The sequence below is a fragment of the Methylobacterium organophilum genome, from assembly GCF_022533465.1.
In the GTDB taxonomy this organism is placed as follows: Bacteria; Pseudomonadota; Alphaproteobacteria; order Rhizobiales; family Beijerinckiaceae; genus Methylobacterium; species Methylobacterium organophilum.
On record NZ_CP092848.1, the window covers coordinates 2,983,979 to 3,000,729 of the forward strand.

Here is a 16,751-nt window from a genome sequence, read left to right on the forward strand (position 1 = left end):
TCAGGCTCCCCGGAGCGACGGGTTGAGCCGGACGATCCGGAGGTTCAGGCAGGCGGCGATGCCGACCCAGAGGAGATAGGGCAGGTTCATCGCTCCTGCCGCAGGCGCGGCGCGGCCGGTCACGAGCACCAGGACGGCGATGGAGAGCCAGAGGAAAGCGACCTCGGTCAGCGCCCAGTCCGGCCGGCGCAGGCGGAAGAACAGCACGCTCCAGGCGATGTTGAGCACACCGTTGATGGCATAGGCCCAGACCAGCACGACCCGGGCGGCGAAGCTGTCATCGGCGTTCCAGGCGATCACCGCGGCGCCGGCGGTCAGCGCGAGGATCACGGTCCAGATCGGCCCGAAGGCCCAGTCCGGCGGCTTCCAGTCGGGCACGCGCAGGCTCCGGTACCAGGCGTCGGTCACCGTCGCGAGGCCGCCCGCGACGGCCACGACGAGCGCGGCGAGGGCCGCCACCACCGGCGGGCCGAGGCCGCCCTGCGTGAGCCCCGTCACGTCGAGGCCCATCGGAACAGGTGAGCGAGGTCCTTGAAGAAGATACGCGCATGGGCGGCGGGCTTCGCGCGCACCAGTTCCTTGTTCATGTAGGCGTCCCAGGTGAGCTGCTGCACGTCGCGGTCGCGGCAGATCGCGACGAAGCGCTCCCGCAGGGCGTCGTTGCGGTACCAGACCCACTGCATCATCCCGAGGATCCAGAACACGCGCCCGTGCAGCTTCATGAAGCGGCGCCGGGCCCCGCCGAGGGCGCGGGCATCGCCCGTGCGCAGGAAGGCGCCGGCGGCCTCGGCCGAGAGCCGGCCGCCGAGCATGGCGTAGTAGATACCCTCGCCGGAGGCGGGCGCGACCACCCCCGCGGCGTCGCCGGCCAGCAGCACGTCGCGGCCGTTGTCCCAGCGCTTCAGCGGCTTCAGGGGGATCGGCGCGCCTTCCCGGCGCAGGGTCTGCGCCGCTTCGAGGCCGCTCGATCGGCGGAGGGAACGGATCGAGGAGCGCAGCGAGAACCCCTTGCGGGCGCTGCCCGTGCCGACGCTGATCGTGTCCCCGTGCGGAAAGATCCAGGCGTAGAAATCCGGCGAGAGCGCGCCCTGGTAATAGACGTCGCAGCGCGTGCCCTCGACATCGGCGCCCGTCTCCGGCCGGCGGACGATCTCGTGATAGGCGAAGACCTGCCGCATGGCGGCGTGGCCCGGAATCTCCGCGCGGCCGACGGGCGAGGTCGCGCCGTCCGCGCCGATGACGAGCCGGGTGCGGACCAGGCTCTCGCGCTCCGTCTCCCCCCGGCCGCAGCGGAAACGCACGAGGGTCTCGCCGCCCTCGCGGGAGACCTCCTCGAACACCGCCTCCCGCAGATCCGCCCCCGCCTGCCGCGCCCGCGCGCGCAGCCAGGGGTCGAATGTCTCCCGGTCGACCATGCCGACGAAGCCGTCGCCGATCGGCATGTCCACCCGCTTGTCCTTCGGCGAGACCATGCGGGCCGAGCGGATGCGGGCGACGAGGAGCGAGTCGGGGATGGCGAAGTCGCGGATCAGCCGCGGCGGGATCGCGCCGCCGCAGGGTTTGATCCGGCCCGGTTTGTCGAGGAGCAGGACGGAGAAGCCGGCTCCGGCGAGGTCGGTCGCCGCCGTCGCGCCCGCCGGCCCGCCGCCGACCACCACCACGTCGAAGCGTTCAAGGCGATCGGAAGAGGGCGGGTGGGCCATGGCGCTACCTCGCTTCGAGACCGGGATCGAGCTGGAAGGCGGCCGTGCGGGCGAGCGGATTGGCCCGCAGCCGCGGCGGCGCATGTTCGACGCGCAGGGCGATCAGGGTCGCGACCAGGAACAGGCCGCCCTCGGCCGCGAACACCGTCGCATAGGCCTGGACCGGCGCCTCGACGACGAGGCGCATCAGGTCGACGCAGAGCGTGCCGAGGAAGCCGCCCGCTCCGAAGGCGACGCCCTGCGCCGCCCCCCAGACGCCCATGCGGGTGCCGCGCTCCCGCTCGCCCCCGCGCCCGGCCAGCCCCATCATCGAGCCGATGGCCGCGACGGCATAGACGCCGTTGGCGAGGCCGAGGGCGAAGACGCAAGACCGCAGGGGGAAATCCGGCCCCACCGGACCGCCCGCGGCGATGGCGAAGAGGGCGAGCGCCGAGCCGGCGCAGCCGAGCGCCGTCCAGAGCTTCAAGGAGCCGAGCACCGGGCCGCCGATGAAGACGGTGATGCCCGCGACCAGCAGCATGCCGGCGAGCACCCCGCCATGCTGGAGGCCGGCGAGCTTGGTGGTCGCCCCCGGCGTCATCGCGAAGACGAGGCCGGCATAGGGTTCGAGGATCAGCTCCTGTGCCGAATAGGCGAGCATCGACACGAAGATGAAGAGCGTGAAGCGCCGGGCGGCGGGCTCGGCGAGCACCTGCCGCAGCACCGTGAAGAAGGGACGCTTCGGCTCGGCCTTCTCGGCGGCGACCGCCCGGTTCCGGGGCTCGATGCCCGTCACCGCGAGCGCGGCCAGCACGAAGGCCAGCGCCGAGACGGTTCCGGAGACCGCGACGAGGCGGGTCAGCGAGAACGGATCGAGGAAGTGACCGGCGAGCGGCGCCGTCACGGCAAAGCCCGCGATCATCATCACCCAGACGATGGTCGCCGCCGCCCCCCGCCGCTCGGCCGCGACGCCGCCCGCGAGCAGGGCGAGGAGCGAGGTGCCGGCCGCGCCGACGCCCATGCCGACGGTGAGGAAGGAGAGGGCGGCGAGCGCGAGCCCGGCGACCGTGTTGGTGGCGGCGAGCGCCGTCGCGACCGCCGCGCCGAAACCGCCGAGGCAGAGCGCGGCCATGCCGCCGAGGATCCAGGGCGTGCGCCGGCCGCCGATATCAGAGCCGTAGCCCCAGCGCGGGCGCAGCACCTGCACGGCGTAATGCAGGGCGATCAGCGCCCCCGGCACGATCGCCGGCAGGGCGAGTTCCACCACCATGACGCGGTTGATGGTGGAGGTCATCAGCACGACCACGGCGCCGAGCGCCGTCTGAACCAGGCCGAGCCGGACGATCTGCCACCAGGAGAAGGACGGCATTCTAGAGCGCTCCCTGCACGAGCGGCCGCAGGGCGAACGCCGCAGCCAGCATGCCGAGAACGTAGAGCGTCGTGCCGGTTCCGTTATACCAGGCGGCCCGCGCGCGGGGATCTTTCAGGAAGCGCGCCATCAGGGCGAGCTGGCCGCCGAGCAGCAGGGCGACGAGGCCCGCATGCCAGGGCCGCTCCCAGGCGGCGAGGCAGGCGATCACCGCGATCTGCGGCAGGGCCATGACGAGGCAGGCGAAGCGCGCCGCCCGGGCCGCGCCGAGCTGGACGGGCAGCGAGCGCAGGCCCATGGCCCGGTCGCCTTCGAGCGACTTGAAGTCGTTGAGCGTCATGATGCCGTGGGCGCCGATCGAGTAGAGCAGGGCGACGACAAGCACCCGCGGATCGGGCAGCGAGGCCGCCATCACCGCCGCGCCGGTGAACCAGGGCAGGCCCTCGTAGCAGATCGCCACCGCCGAATTGCCCCACCAGCCGTTGCGCTTCAGCCGGAAGGGGGGCGCCGAATAGATCCAGGCCAGCGCCAGGCCGAAGATCGCCGCCCCGAGGATCCAGGGTCCGAGGACGGCGGCGACGAGGAGCGAGAGCAGGGTCCAGCCGGCGGCGAGGTAGAGGCCCCAGCGCCCGGGAATGCGCCCGGAGGGGATCGGCCGCTGCGGCTCGTTGATGGCGTCGACCTCCCGGTCGAACCAGTCATTGGCCGCCTGGCTCGTGGCGCAGACGAGGGGGCCCGCCAGCAACACGCCCGCCAGGATCACCGGCCATTGCCCGCTCGCGGGATGGCCCGACGAGACCACGCCGCAGGCGAAGGCCCACATCGGCGCAAACCACGTGATCGGCTTCAGAAGCTCGACCACGGCGCTCGGAGCGGGCGTTTGCATGCCCCGAAGCTATTTTTGACGCCCCGGAGTGTCAAGTTTTATTTACAGACTTCGGTGTCAAACCGACGGTCAGGCCTCGATCTCGCTGCCGTCGAGATCGCCGATGCCATAGCGGCGCATCTTGGCGTAGAGGCCCTGGCGGCTCAGCCCCAGCATCTCGGCCGCGGAGGCGCGGTTGTCGCGGGTGATGCGGAGGGCCGCCTCGATGCACAACTTCTCGATGAGGTCCGTGGTCTCGCGGACCAGGGTCTTCATCGAGACGCGGCCGACGAGCTCGGTCATCTGCTCGACGGAATGCGGCACCTCGCGGGCACCGGCATGGACGGCGGGCACGGTCCGGCGCGGGATCGGCCGGATCGCGAAGCCGAGGCAGGCCCGCTCGCCCCCCGGCACGGAGACCGCGGCGATCTCCACATCCTCCACCGAGCCGAAGGTGCCGCGGGTCACCGTGGAGAAGCGGCGCACGGAGCCGTGCTCGCGCAGGGTCTCGAACAGGGCCTGGCTCTCCATGCCCTCGCGGCCGAGCCAGCGCTCCAGGGGCTGCCCGCGCACCTGCTCCTCGGTGGCGAGCTGCACGAGTTCGACGAAAGCGGGGTTGGCCGAGAGGATCCGCCGCGCCGGATCGGTGACGACGAAGCCCTCGGGCATGCGGCGGATCACCTCGAAGGCCTGGCCCCCGATGTTCTCCGTCTCCGCCGCCCCCTGCGGCGCGGAGAGCCGCACGAGCACGCTCGTCGCCTTCTCCCCGCGGAACAGGGAGGCGGAGATACGGGTCTCGCCCCGGCCCTGGCCGAGGCGGGCCAGGAGATCGCTATCCTGCCCCGTCACCCGCAGGCCGGTGAACAGGGCCTGCACCTCGCGGGTGCTGCCGGCCTCGAACAGCTCGACCACGTCCTGCCCGACCACGCGCTTGGCCGCCTTGCCGAGGAGGCGCAGGGCGGCGGGGTTGGCCTCGGTCACGCGTCGCGTGCCCGCATCGACCACCAGAACCGGCTCGCCGGAGAGCTGGAAGAGCAGCTTGTAGCGGGTCTCGGCCGCGCGCAGCCGGTCGTAGTCGCGCTCCAGCGCCTGCTGCGCGTCGGCCAAGCGCCGCTGCAGGGCGGCGACCCCGCGCAGCTCCCGGCCGATCACCACGATGGGGCCGTCCTTCTTCGGCCGCATCGTCGCGTAGCGTACGGGCAGGTCGATGCCGGTGGGGGAGGGATGGTTGACCTGGCGCCACCGGGTCACCGCACCGGACCCGGCATCCCGCAGCAGGGCGTCGATCTTCGGCCGGCTCTCCACCGTCACCGTGTCGACGAAGCGCTGGCCAAGCCAGGATTCGATTCGCTCGTCGCCGAGCTCGGAGGAGCCGATCACCGTCTCCCGAATCACGCCCTCCGCATCGACGACGAGGGACAGGTCCGTCGTGGCCGCGATCAGGAGGCCGGCCGCCTCTCCATCGAGGACGCCGGAAGCGAGCTGCAATGCCACGGAGGGCTGATGCGGGGCGGATCGGGCCAAGGGGGTCACGTTCACCACGTCGTGAAGTGTCGAACGGGACCTTTCAGCAGGCCCGCGTCCGCATTTCAAGCAAGCTCTCTGCAACTTTTGGGGCAAGTCGACCGTCGGCGGCCGTCGCATCGGCGCCGACGCGTGCGACCTGCTCCGGTTGACGGAGGAACAATGAGCCGCCGACAAGGATCCGAACGCCGGGATTGCGCGAAACCTTGCGCAGCACGGCGATCGTCTCCGCCATGGCCGGGAGGAAGACCTCGCAGGACAGGGTGAGCCCGATCACGTCGAACCACTCGTCCCGCGCGATCTCGACCGCCTGGGGCGACTCCGCCCGGCTCACGGTCCAGCCCGCATCCCGGAAGAAGCTGGCGACCAGGGCAAGGCCGAAGAGATGCGTTTCCTGGGGACAGCCGGCGAGGAGCACCCGCCGGCCATGCTCGGGCAGGCCGTCGCGCTCCATCAGGCCGCAGAGATCGCGGGCGACGGTCTGGAGCCGGTTGAGCCCCAGAGTCACCTGCACGAAATCGCACTCGTCCTCCTCCCACAGCGTCCCGAGATGCCGGGCGGCCGGAGTGAGGAGGTCGAGGAGAAGGCCCTCGACCGAGACGCCCTCGTCGAGCAGCCCGAGCACATGGGGCGCCACGTCCTGGCCCGAGGGCGCGAGGAGCAGGGTGCAGAACCGGGCGATCTGATCCGGGCTCGGCCGCTGCCGGCCGCGCAGCCGCTCGATCGGGGCGGGCTCGCGATGGGCGAGCATCAGCCGCGGCAGGATCTCCGATTCGACGAGACGGGCGAGGTCGTCGGGGAAGGGCCCCGGCACCTCCGCGAAAGCGCGGAGCGGATCGAGCGCCAGCAGGATCTCGGGCGTGCAAGGCAGGGCGCAAGGGGATTCGGGCCGGCCGAACTCCTGAAGCGCCGCAGCGAGCTCCATTCGTTCGCCGGAATGCCTCCAGTCTCCCATTGGCGCCTCCCAGGGTTGTTTTTGGACGACCCGTACGCGCAGCCCCGTTTCTTATAGTTTGTTATATCCGGTTGGGCCCACGATACGCTCATCTGACGGCTTGGCAATCGTCGAAATTGTATAATACCCGACACCACTGTCACACTGGTTTTACGTCAAGCGCCATTGACACTCGATGAGGCGCGGTTAGGCTCTTTCGGGAGCAAGGTTCCGCGACAGACGGAGCCGGAAGCGACCGAGGCGAGCGCATGGGCGTCCACACGACCCTGCCGGCAAGACCGCTCTACACGAGCGAGGAACGCCGCCGCCGCGACGCGTCCCGCTGGACCCTGGTCCAGGGGATCCTGGCGCCGCTGCAGTTCCTCGTCTTCCTGATCAGCCTCGCCCTGGTCCTGCGCACGCTGTTCACCGGGGAGGGCCTGGCGGCGGCCAATGCCTCCGTCGTCGCCAAGACCCTCGTGCTCTACGCGATCATGGTGACGGGCTCGATCTGGGAGAAGGACGTGTTCGGGCGCTACCTGTTCGCCCCGGCCTTCTTCTGGGAGGACGCGGTGAGCATGCTGGTGCTGGCCCTACACAGCGCCTATCTCGCCGCGCTGCTGACCGGCGCCCTGCCGGGGACACAGCTGCTGCTCCTCGCGCTCTCGGCCTACGCGGCCTATGTCGTCAACGCCGCGCAGTTCCTGCTGAAGCTGCGCGCCGCCCGGCTGGAAGCGCCCGCTCTCGTGGGGGAGGGCGCGCGATGAACGCCCACGCACCCATCCCGAACGGTGGCTGCGACGTCGCGATCCGCCAGGAGCGCGGACAGCGCGCGGTGTTTTGCGGGCTGACCGGCATCGTCTGGCTCCACCGCAAGATCCAGGACGCCTTCTTCCTCGTCGTCGGCTCGCGCACCTGCGCGCATCTGATCCAGTCGGCCGCCGGCGTGATGATCTTCGCAGAGCCGCGCTTCGCCACCGCCATCATCGACGAGCGGGACCTCGCCGGCCTCGCCGACATGAACGAGGAGCTCGACCGGGTCGTCACCCGCCTGATCGAGCGGCGCCCCGATATCCGCCTGCTGTTCCTCGTCGGCTCCTGCCCCTCCGAGGTGATCAAACTCGACCTGTCGCGGGCGGCGCTCCGCCTGTCGCAGCGCCTCGCCCCGGCGGTGCGCGTGCTGAACTATTCGGGCTCGGGCATCGAGACGACCTTCACGCAAGGAGAGGATGCCTGCCTCGCCGCCCTCGTGCCGGAGATGGGGGAGAGCGACGCCGCCGATCTCCTGATCGTCGGCGCGCTGGCCGACGTGGTCGAGGATCAGTTCAGCCGGATCTTCGCCGAACTCGGCCTCGCCGCCCGGTTCCTGCCGGCGCGCCGGGCCGGGGCGATGCCGCCGGTCGGGCGCGGCACCCGCTTCCTCCTGGCCCAGCCCTTCCTCACCGAGACCGCCCGGGCCCTGGAGGAGCGCGGCGCCCGCCGCATCCCGGCACCGTTCCCCCTCGGCGCGGAGGGCACCACCGGCTGGCTGCAAGCGGCGGCCGAGGCCTTCGGCGTCGATCCGGCCCGCTTCGAGGCGGCCACGGCGCCGGGCCGGGCGCGGGCTCGCAAGGCGCTCGCGGCTCATCGGGAGCGGCTCGAAGGCCGCCGCGTCTTCTTCTTCCCCGATTCCCAGCTGGAAATCCCGCTCGCCCGCTTCCTCGCCCGGGAGCTGGGGGCCGAGCCGATCGAGATCGGTACGCCCTATCTGCATCGCGGCCACCTCGCCGCCGAGCTCGCGCTGCTGCCCCGGGGCGCCACGGTGGTGGAGGGCCAGAGCCTCGACGACCAGCTCGACCGCTGCCGGCAGGCGCGGCCGGATCTGACCGTCTGCGGCCTTGGCCTCGCCAATCCGCTGGAGGCAGAGGGGCTGGCGACCAAGTGGTCGATCGAGCTGCTGTTCACGCCGATCCAGGGCTACGAGCAGGCGGGCGACCTCGCCGCCCTGTTCGCCCGGCCCCTGGACCGGCGCGCCAGGCTGGAGGTGTAGCGATGCAGCTCACCGTCTGGACCTATGAGGGGCCGCCCCATATCGGCGCGATGCGGATCGCCACCGCGATGCGGGGCCTGCATTACGTGCTGCACGCCCCCCAGGGCGACACCTATGCCGACCTGCTCTTCACGATGATCGAGCGGCGGGAGGCCCGCCCGCCCGTCACCTACACCACCTTCCAGGCCCAGGATCTCGGCCGCGACACCGCCGCCCTGTTCAAGGACGCGGTCGCGGAGGCCTACGCCCGCTTCGCGCCCCAGGCGATGATCGTGGGCGCCTCCTGCACGGCGGAGCTGATCCAGGACGATCCCGGCGGCCTCGCCAAGGCCCTCGCCCTGCCGATCCCGGTGATCCCGCTGGAACTGCCCGCCTACCAGAAGAAGGAGAACTGGGGCGCCTCGGAGACCTTCTACCGCCTGGTGCGCGCGCTGGCCGGTCCGGCTGTGGAACGCGCCCCGCGGGAGGGGCGGCGCGCCTCCTGCAACCTCCTCGGCCCCACGGCTCTGGGCTTCCGCCACCGCGACGACCTGATCGAGATCCGCAAGATCCTCGACGCCCTCGGCATCGACGTGAACGTGGTCGCCCCCCTCAGCGCCACACCCGCCGATCTCGGGCGCCTCGGCGCGGCCGATTTCAACGTCGTGCTCTATCCCGAGATCGCGCGCAGCGCCGCGCAATACCTCGAAAAGACCTTCCGCCAGCCCTTCACCGAGATCGTGCCGATCGGGGTCGGCGCCACCATCCGCTTCGTCGAGGCGGTGGCGGCGCTCGCCGGGGTGGATCCCGCGCCGGTGCTCGCCGGCGCGCCCTCGCGGCTGCCCTGGTACGCGCGCTCGGTCGATTCCAACTATCTCACCGGCAAGCGCGTCTTCGTGTTCGGGGATGCGAGCCACGCGCTCGCCCTCGCCCGGGTCGCGACGAAGGAGCTCGGCTTCGCCCTGGTCGGGCTCGGCACCTATACCCGGGAATTCGCCCGCGAGGTCCGGGCCGAGGCCGCCGCCCACGGCCTCGAGGCCACGATCACCGACGACTATCTCGACGTCGAAGCGGCGATCCAGGCGGCCCAGCCCGAGCTGGTGCTCGGCACGCAGATGGAGCGCCACATCGCCAAGCGCATGGGGCTGCCCTGCGCGGTGATCTCGGCGCCGGTCCATGTGCAGGATTTCCCGGCCCGCCACGCCCCGCAGATGGGCTTCGAGGGCGCCAACGTCCTGTTCGACACCCTGGTCCATCCCCTGATGATGGGGCTGGAGGAACACCTCCTCGGCATGTTCCGGGAGGACCACGAATTCCACGATGGCGTCGGGCCGTCGCATCTCGGCGCGGCGCCGAGAGCGGCCGGAGACGCCGTGGGACAGGCGCCGGCCGGCTCCTCGCACAAGCCGGCGCCTGCACCGGACACGGCCGCCTCCCAGGCCGCGCCCATCGTCCTCGATGAGACCGCGCCCTGGGCGCCCGAGGCCGAGAAGGAACTCAAGAAAATCCCGTTCTTCGTGCGCGGAAAAGCCCGCGCCAACACCGAGCGCTTCGCCCGCGAGCGCAACCTCGCGCGCATCACCCTCGAGACCCTTTACGATGCCAAGGCGCATTACGGCCGATAGGCCAGAGATCCGCGTCGTCATCGTCACGCTCGACAATCATCTGGCGAGCGCGGTGGAGCGGGCGCGCCTGCGCCTCGGCGCCGAGATGCCCGGGCTCGCCCTGAGCTTCCACGCCGCCGCGGAGTGGGAGACCGATCCGGACACGCTCCGGGCCTGCGAAGCGGATCTCGCGCGGGCCGACATCGTGCTCTGCGCCATGCTGTTCCTCGACGAGCATGTGCGGGCGATCCTGCCCGCGCTCCAGGCCCGGCGGGAGGCCTGCGACGCGATGGTCGGCTGCCTGGCGGCGGGCGAGATCGTGAAGACGACGAAGCTCAACCGCTTCGACATGAGCGGCGCCAAGCGCAGCGCCCTCGACTTCCTGAAGAAGCTGCGCGGCAAGCCCGGCGCGGAGGGCAACGCCGCCCGCCAGATGGCCCTGGTGCGCAAGCTCCCGAAGATCCTGCGCTTCATCCCCGGCTCGGCCCAGGACGTGCGGGCCTATTTCCTCACCCTGCAATACTGGCTCGCCGGCTCCGACGAGAACGTGGCCGCGCTGGTCCGCTTCCTGGTGCAGCGCTACGCCGCCGGCCCGCGCAGCCCCTGGCGCGACCTCGCCTCGGCCGCCGCCCCGCTCGACTATCCGGAGACCGGGCTCTACCACCCGCGCCTTCCCGGCCGCATCGGCCAGGATCCGTCGCGGCTGCCGCGGGTGGCGGGGGAGCGCGGCCGGGTCGGCCTCCTGCTGATGCGCTCCTACGTGCTCGCGGGGAACACCGCCCATTACGACGGGGTGATCGCGGCTTTGGAGGCCCGCGGCCTCTCCGTGGTGCCGGCCTTCGCCAGCGGCCTCGACAACCGCCCGGCGGTGGAGGCCTTCTTCCTGCGCGAGGGCCGCACCGCCATCGACGCCCTCGTGTCGCTCACCGGCTTCTCCCTGGTCGGCGGTCCCGCCTACAACGACGCCGCCGCCGCGGAGGCCCTGCTGGCCCGGCTCGACGTGCCCTATCTCGCGGCCCAGGCGCTCGAATTCCAGACCATCGAGCAATGGGAGGCGGGCGAGCGCGGCCTCTCCCCGGTCGAGGCGACCATGATGGTCGCGATCCCCGAGCTCGACGGCGCCACTGCGCCGATGGTGTTCGGCGGCCGCTCCTCGGCCTCCGGGCCGGACAATGCCCGCGACATGCGCGTGCATCCCGAGCGGGCCGACCGCCTCGCGGCCCGCGTGGCGCGGCTGGTGGCCCTGCGGCGCAAGGCCAAGCGGGACCGGCACCTCGCCATCGTCCTGTTCAACTTCCCGCCCAATGCCGGCGCGACCGGCTCGGCCGCCTTCCTCTCGGTCTATGCCTCGCTCCTCAACACCCTGAAGGGCCTCGCCGTCGAGGGCTACACGGTCGCGCTGCCGGAGAGCGTCGACGCCCTGCGCGCCGGCATCCTCGAAGGCAATGCCGCCCGCTACGGCACCCCGGCCAATGTCCATGCCCGCGTCGCCGCCGAGGCGCATGTCCGCCGGGAGACGCATCTCGCCGAGATCGAGGCGCAATGGGGGCCGGCGCCCGGCCGCCACCAGAGCAACGGGGCCGAGATCCTGGTGCTCGGCGCGCAGTTCGGGAACGTCTTCGTCGGGGTGCAGCCGGCCTTCGGCTACGAAGGCGACCCGATGCGGCTGCTGTTCGAGCGCGGCTTCGCCCCGACCCACGCCTTCTGCGCCTTCTACCGTTGGCTGAGGGACGATTTCGGCGCCGATGCGGTGCTGCATTTCGGCACCCACGGCGCCCTCGAATTCATGCCCGGCAAGCAGACCGGCCTGTCGGACGGCTGCTGGCCGGAGCGGCTGATCGGCGACCTGCCGAACCTCTATCTCTACGCCGCCAACAACCCCTCCGAGGGCACGCTCGCCAAGCGCCGCTCCGCCGCGACGCTGGTCAGCTACCTCACCCCGAGTCTCGCCGCCGCCGGCCTCTATCGCGGCCTCGTCGACCTCAAGGCCTCGATCGAGCGCTGGCGCGCCCTCGAACCCGAGGCGGAGGCCGAGCGGGCGGCGCTCGCCGCGATGATCCAGAGCCAGGGCGCCGCTGTCGACCTGGTGCCGGCCGAGCCCGCCTGGGAAGGCGATCTGGCGGCCCGGGTCGCGGCGCTCGCCACCGCCCTGACCGAGCTCGAGGAGACCCTGATCCCCCACGGCCTGCACGTGGTCGGGGAGGGCACGCCGACCGAGGAGCGGATCGACCTCCTGCTCGCCCTGGCCGAGGCCTCGCACGGGCTCAAGCCCGCGCGCGCCGGCATCGCCCGGCTGGTCGCCGGCGCCGCCCTCGACGTGGCCCTCGACGCCGCCGGCCTGCCGCGGGACGAGACCCATCGCGCCGCCTTCGCGCAGCTCGCCGAGACCGACCGCCTGCTGGCGCAGGACCACGAGGTGCCGGCCCTGCTGCGGGCTTTGGACGGGCGCTTCGTGCCCCCCGTGGCCGGCGGCGACCTCCTGCGCAACCCGGCCGTGCTGCCCACCGGGCGCAACCTGCACGGCTTCGATCCCTACCGCCTGCCCTCGGCCTTCGCCGTGGCGGACGGTGCGCGGCAGGTCGCCCGCCTGCTGGAGCGCCACCGCGCCGACAAAGGCAGCCTGCCGGAGAGCGTGGGCCTCGTCCTCTGGGGCACGGACAACCTGAAGAGCGAGGGCGGCCCCATCGCCCAGGCCCTGGCCCTGATCGGCGCCCGGCCCCGCTTCGACGGCTATGGCCGGCTCGCCGGGGCGGAGCTGATCCCCCTCGACGCCCTCGGGCGCCCGCGGATCGACGCCGTCGTCACCCTCTCGGGCATCTTCCGCGATCTGCTGCCGCTGCAGACCAAGCTGCTCGCCGAAGCGAGCTACCTCGCCGCGACCGCCGACGAGCCCGTCGCCGAGAACTTCGTGCGCAAGCACGCCCTCGCCATCCAGGCGGCGCAGGGCTGCGACATGGAGACGGCAGCGCTCCGCGTCTTCTCCAACGCGGAGGGGGCCTACGGCGCCAACGTCAACCACTTGGTCGAATCCGGCCGCTGGGACGACGAGGACGAGCTCTGCGAGACCTTCGCCAAGCGCAAGAGCTTCGCCTATGGCCGCTCCGGCCGCCCGGCGCCGCAGAAGGCGCTGATGAAGGCCGTGCTCGCCCAGGTCGACCTCGCCTACCAGAACCTCGATTCCGTCGAGGTCGGGGTGACCTCCGTCGACCACTACTTCGACGGGCTCGGCGGCATGGGCCGGGCGGTGGCCCGCGCCCGGGGCACCAGCGTGCCGATCTATGTCAGCGACCAGACACGGGGAGAAGGCAAGGTCCGCTCCCTCTCGGAGCAGGTGGCGCTGGAGACGCGCACCCGCATGCTCAACCCGAAATGGTACGAGAGCCTGCTCGGTCACGGCTACGAGGGCGTGCGCCAGATCGAGGCGCATCTCACCAACACGGTGGGCTGGTCGGCCACGACCAATGCCGTGCAGCCCTGGGTCTACGAGCGCATCACCGAGACCTTCGTGCTCGATCCCGCGATGCGCGACCGCATGGCGAGCCTCAACCCCACCGCCTCCGCCCGGGTGGCGAGCCGCCTGATCGAGGCGCATCGGCGCGGCTTCTGGAGCCCCGACGCGGCGACGCGCGACGCCCTCGACCGCGCCGAAGAGGAACTGGAGGACCGCCTCGAGGGCGTGATCCCCGCCGTCACCGCAGGAGTCGCGGCATGAACATCGCCATCCGGAACCCCGTGGTCGCGCGCAAGGAGGAGGGCAGCCTGCAGGTCGCCCTCGACCCGAACGACCGCATCGAGACGGCCAAGGTCTTCGCGGTCTACGGCAAGGGGGGGATCGGCAAGTCGACCACCTCCTCGAACCTCTCCGTCGCCTTCTCGAAGCTCGGCAAGCGCGTCCTCCAGATCGGCTGCGACCCGAAGCACGATTCGACCTTCACCCTGACCAAGCGCCTCGCGCCCACAGTGATCGACGCTCTCGAATCCGTGAACTTCCACTCGGAAGAGCTGCGGCCCGAGGATTTCGTGGTCGAGGGCTTCAACGGCGTGAAATGCGTCGAGGCCGGCGGCCCCCCTGCCGGCACCGGCTGCGGCGGCTACGTCGTCGGCCAGACCGTGAAGCTCCTCAAGGAGCATCACCTGCTCGAAGACACCGACGTGGTGGTGTTCGACGTCCTGGGCGACGTGGTCTGCGGCGGCTTCGCCTCGCCGCTGCAGCATGCCGACCGGGCGCTGATCGTCACCGCCAACGATTTCGACTCGATCTTCGCCATGAACCGGATCGTCGCCGCGATCCATTCCAAGGCGAAGAACTACGGCGTGCGGCTGGGCGGCGTCATCGCCAACCGCTCGGCCAAGACCGACGAGATCGACCGCTTCAACGCGGCGGTGGGCCTGCGCCGGCTCGCCCATTTCCCCGATCTCGACGTGGTGCGCCGCTCGCGCCTCAAGAAATCGACGCTGTTCGAGATGGACCCGTCGCCGGAGCTGACCGCCGTGACCGACGAGTACATGCGGCTCGCCGAGACGCTCTGGGCCGGCGCCGATCCCTGCGAGGCCGCGCCGATGAAGGACCGCGACCTGTTCGAATTCCTCGGGTTCGACTGATGAGCACCAGCTACGCCACCCGCCGCTCCCAGCTGGAGACCTATTTCGACCGCACCGCGGTCGAGGCCTGGTCGCGGCTGACCTCGGACGCCCCGGTCTCGAAGATCCGCGCCACGGTGCGGGCCGGCCGCGACCGCATGCGGGCGACGCTGCTCGACTGGCTGCCCACGGATCTCTCCGGGCAGCGCCTGCTCGACGCCGGCTGCGGCACCGGGGCGCTCGCCGTCGAGGCCGCCCGGCGGGGGGCCGAGGTGGTGGCGGTCGACGTCTCGCCGACCCTGGTCGGGCTCGCCCGCGAGCGCCTGCCGGCGATCCCGGGCGCCGGCCGGATCACGTTCCGCGTCGGCGACATGCTCGACCCGGACCTGGGGCGCTTCGACCATGTCGTGGCGATGGATTCGCTGATCCATTACAGCGCCGCCGACATCGTCGGGGCGCTGGCCGTGCTGGCGCCGCGCACCGGCGGCCGCCTGCTGATCACGGTGGCGCCGCGCACGGCCCTGCTCACCCTGATGCATGCGGCCGGCACGCTGTTTCCGAAATCCGACCGGGCGCCCGCCATCGTGCCCGTGACCGAGGGCGCCCTGCGCCGGCGGATCGCCCGCGAGCCGGCCCTGGCCGGTTTCGCCCTGGCGCGGACGCGGCGGGTGAACAGCGGGTTCTATCTTTCCAATGCCATCGCGCTGACCCGCGACGACCCTTCACTCCCGGCGGGGAGAGGGGATCTCGGGGGCGGCGCATGAAGTCCGGCCTCGCCATCACCCGCGCCCTGCTGCGCCTCGGCCCGGCCATCCTTCCCTTCGCCGATGCGGCGACGAAGGAATTGCCGCTCGGGCGGCTGATGCGGCTGTCGCTGTTCCAGGTCACCGTCGGCATGGCCGCGGTGCTGCTGATCGGCACGCTCAACCGGGTGATGATCGTCGAGCTCGCCGTGCCCGCCTGGATCGTGGCGCTGATGCTCTCCCTGCCGCTACTGGTCGCGCCGTTCCGGGCCCTGGTCGGCTTCCGCTCGGACACGCACCGCTCCGTGCTCGGCTGGCGGCGAGTCCCCTACATCTGGTTCGGCACGCTGCTGCAATTCGGCGGCCTCGCCATCATGCCCTTCGCCCTGCTGCTGCTCTCCGGCGACACCACCGGGCCGCTCTGGGTCGGGGATGCGGCGGCTGCGCTCGCCTTCCTCCTCGTCGGCGCCGGGCTGCACACCACGCAGACGGTGGGCCTGGCGCTGGCCACCGATCTCGCCCCGGCCCAGTCCCGCCCGAAGGTGGTCGCCCTGCTCTGCGCCATGCTGCTCGCCGGCATGATGGGCAGCGCCGTGATCTTCGGCCTGCTGCTGGCGAATTTCTCGCAGGTCCGCCTGATCCAGGTGATCCAGGGCGCCGCGCTGGCCACCATGGTCCTGAACGGCATCGCTTTGTGGAAGCAGGAGCCGCGCGGAGCCGCCCGGACCGACCGGGCCGCCCCGCGCCCGGCCTTCGCGCCATCCTGGCGCGCCTATGCCCGGGACGGCCGGGCGCGCCGGCACCTCGCCGCGATCGCGCTCGGCACCGCCGGCTTCTCGATGCAGGACATCCTGCTCGAACCCTATGGCGGCCACATCCTCGGGCTCACCGTCTCGCAGACCACGGCGCTGACCGCCATGCTCGCCGCCGGCGGCGGCCTCGGCCTCGTCACGGCGGCCCGCTGGCTCGGCCGCGGGGGCGACCCCTACCGCGTCGCCGCGGCCGGGGCCGGCATCGGCATCGTCGCTTTCTCGGCGGTCGTCTTCGCCGCCCCGCTCGCCTCGACCCGGCTCTTCGCGGTGGGCGTGACGCTGATCGGCGTCGGCGGCGGCCTCTTCGCCCACGGCACGCTCACCGCCTCCATGGAGAAGGCCGGCCCGGAGGATACGGGCCTCGCCCTCGGCGCCTGGGGCGCGGCCCAGGCCAGCGCCGCGGGCCTCGCCATCGGGTCGAGCGGGCTCCTGCGCGACCTCGGCTCGGCGCTCGCCACCTCCGGGGCGCTGGGCAAGGGCATGAACCTGCCCTCCACCGGCTATCTCATCGTCTACCACCTCGAGATCGCATTGCTCTTCGCGACCCTCGTCGCCCTCGGCCCGCTCGTGCGCCGCCGGGGCGCGCGGGCGCCCCGTCCAGACACCCTCGTCAACCAGCCCACCTGATC

Annotated in this window: 13 protein-coding genes; 7 read left to right on the forward strand and 6 right to left on the reverse strand. The window is 71.9% G+C overall.

Features of this window, described 5'->3' with window-relative positions; genetic code table 11:
- The 6 genes from MMB17_RS13820 to MMB17_RS13845 form a co-directional block, all read right to left on the reverse strand.
- Positions 1 to 498, reverse strand: a complete 498-nt coding sequence (locus MMB17_RS13820) for a TspO/MBR family protein (protein ID WP_238312510.1) — start codon at positions 496 to 498, stop codon at positions 1 to 3.
- On the reverse strand, positions 495 to 1,703 hold the full coding sequence (locus MMB17_RS13825; RefSeq protein WP_241099160.1) for a geranylgeranyl diphosphate reductase: 1,209 nt from the start codon (positions 1,701 to 1,703) through the stop codon (positions 495 to 497). Before MMB17_RS13825 ends, MMB17_RS13820 begins: the two co-directional genes overlap by 4 nt.
- A 4-nt stretch (positions 1,704 to 1,707) precedes the next feature.
- A complete protein-coding gene (locus MMB17_RS13830) occupies positions 1,708 to 3,051 on the reverse strand; it encodes a BCD family MFS transporter (protein ID WP_241099162.1) in 1,344 nt (447 codons plus the stop codon).
- Between the two features lies 1 nt (position 3,052).
- Positions 3,053 to 3,937: a chlorophyll synthase ChlG gene (gene chlG / locus MMB17_RS13835; RefSeq protein ID WP_241099163.1), complete on the reverse strand. Its 885-nt coding sequence runs from the start codon at positions 3,935 to 3,937 to the stop codon at positions 3,053 to 3,055.
- A 69-nt stretch (positions 3,938 to 4,006) separates the two neighbouring features.
- Complete coding sequence (ppsR, locus tag MMB17_RS13840; RefSeq protein WP_241099164.1) at positions 4,007 to 5,458, reverse strand: transcriptional regulator PpsR; 1,452 nt, start codon at positions 5,456 to 5,458, stop codon at positions 4,007 to 4,009.
- Between the two features lie 25 nt (positions 5,459 to 5,483).
- Positions 5,484 to 6,365, reverse strand: a complete 882-nt coding sequence (locus tag MMB17_RS13845) for a cobalamin B12-binding domain-containing protein (protein WP_338041743.1) — start codon at positions 6,363 to 6,365, stop codon at positions 5,484 to 5,486.
- A gap of 278 nt (positions 6,366 to 6,643) precedes the next feature.
- On the opposite strand from MMB17_RS13845, the gene bchF reads away from it, so the two are divergent.
- Genes bchF through MMB17_RS13880 form a run of 7 tightly spaced genes read left to right on the forward strand, consistent with a single transcriptional unit; the run spans position 6,644 to position 16,749 of the window.
- Positions 6,644 to 7,141: a 2-vinyl bacteriochlorophyllide hydratase gene (gene bchF, locus MMB17_RS13850; protein ID WP_241099166.1), complete on the forward strand. Its 498-nt coding sequence runs from the start codon at positions 6,644 to 6,646 to the stop codon at positions 7,139 to 7,141.
- A complete protein-coding gene (locus MMB17_RS13855) occupies positions 7,138 to 8,403 on the forward strand; it encodes a ferredoxin:protochlorophyllide reductase (ATP-dependent) subunit N (RefSeq protein ID WP_241099167.1) in 1,266 nt (421 codons plus the stop codon). The genes bchF and MMB17_RS13855 overlap by 4 nt, the downstream gene beginning before the upstream one ends.
- 2 nt (positions 8,404 to 8,405) lie before the next feature.
- Entirely contained in the window at positions 8,406 to 10,007 is a 1,602-nt protein-coding gene (gene bchB, locus MMB17_RS13860; RefSeq protein ID WP_241099168.1) for a ferredoxin:protochlorophyllide reductase (ATP-dependent) subunit B, read from the forward strand.
- Positions 9,982 to 13,698, forward strand: a complete 3,717-nt coding sequence (locus MMB17_RS13865) for a magnesium chelatase subunit H (protein ID WP_241099169.1) — start codon at positions 9,982 to 9,984, stop codon at positions 13,696 to 13,698. Before bchB ends, MMB17_RS13865 begins: the two co-directional genes overlap by 26 nt.
- The gene (gene bchL / locus MMB17_RS13870) at positions 13,695 to 14,588 is read left to right on the forward strand and encodes a ferredoxin:protochlorophyllide reductase (ATP-dependent) iron-sulfur ATP-binding protein (protein WP_238312500.1); all 894 of its coding nucleotides are present in this window, start codon (positions 13,695 to 13,697) and stop codon (positions 14,586 to 14,588) included. Before MMB17_RS13865 ends, bchL begins: the two co-directional genes overlap by 4 nt.
- Complete coding sequence (bchM, locus tag MMB17_RS13875; RefSeq protein WP_241099171.1) at positions 14,588 to 15,331, forward strand: magnesium protoporphyrin IX methyltransferase; 744 nt, start codon at positions 14,588 to 14,590, stop codon at positions 15,329 to 15,331. The genes bchL and bchM overlap by 1 nt, the downstream gene beginning before the upstream one ends.
- Complete coding sequence (locus MMB17_RS13880) at positions 15,328 to 16,749, forward strand: BCD family MFS transporter (protein WP_241099172.1); 1,422 nt, start codon at positions 15,328 to 15,330, stop codon at positions 16,747 to 16,749. The genes bchM and MMB17_RS13880 overlap by 4 nt, the downstream gene beginning before the upstream one ends.
- The last annotated feature ends 2 nt before the right edge of the window (positions 16,750 to 16,751 follow it).

Coding starts and splice junctions, on each gene's coding strand:
- MMB17_RS13825 (WP_241099160.1), bottom strand. CDS start 1,703: ATGGCCCACCCGCCCTCTTCCGATCGCCTTGAACGCTTCGACGTGGTG.
- MMB17_RS13830 (WP_241099162.1), bottom strand. CDS start 3,051: ATGCCGTCCTTCTCCTGGTGGCAGATCGTCCGGCTCGGCCTGGTTCAG.
- chlG (WP_241099163.1), bottom strand. CDS start 3,937: ATGCAAACGCCCGCTCCGAGCGCCGTGGTCGAGCTTCTGAAGCCGATC.
- MMB17_RS13845 (WP_338041743.1), bottom strand. CDS start 6,365: ATGGAGCTCGCTGCGGCGCTTCAGGAGTTCGGCCGGCCCGAATCCCCT.
- bchF (WP_241099166.1), top strand. CDS start 6,644: ATGGGCGTCCACACGACCCTGCCGGCAAGACCGCTCTACACGAGCGAG.
- MMB17_RS13855 (WP_241099167.1), top strand. CDS start 7,138: ATGAACGCCCACGCACCCATCCCGAACGGTGGCTGCGACGTCGCGATC.
- bchB (WP_241099168.1), top strand. CDS start 8,406: ATGCAGCTCACCGTCTGGACCTATGAGGGGCCGCCCCATATCGGCGCG.
- MMB17_RS13865 (WP_241099169.1), top strand. CDS start 9,982: ATGCCAAGGCGCATTACGGCCGATAGGCCAGAGATCCGCGTCGTCATC.
- bchL (WP_238312500.1), top strand. CDS start 13,695: ATGAACATCGCCATCCGGAACCCCGTGGTCGCGCGCAAGGAGGAGGGC.
- bchM (WP_241099171.1), top strand. CDS start 14,588: ATGAGCACCAGCTACGCCACCCGCCGCTCCCAGCTGGAGACCTATTTC.
- MMB17_RS13880 (WP_241099172.1), top strand. CDS start 15,328: ATGAAGTCCGGCCTCGCCATCACCCGCGCCCTGCTGCGCCTCGGCCCG.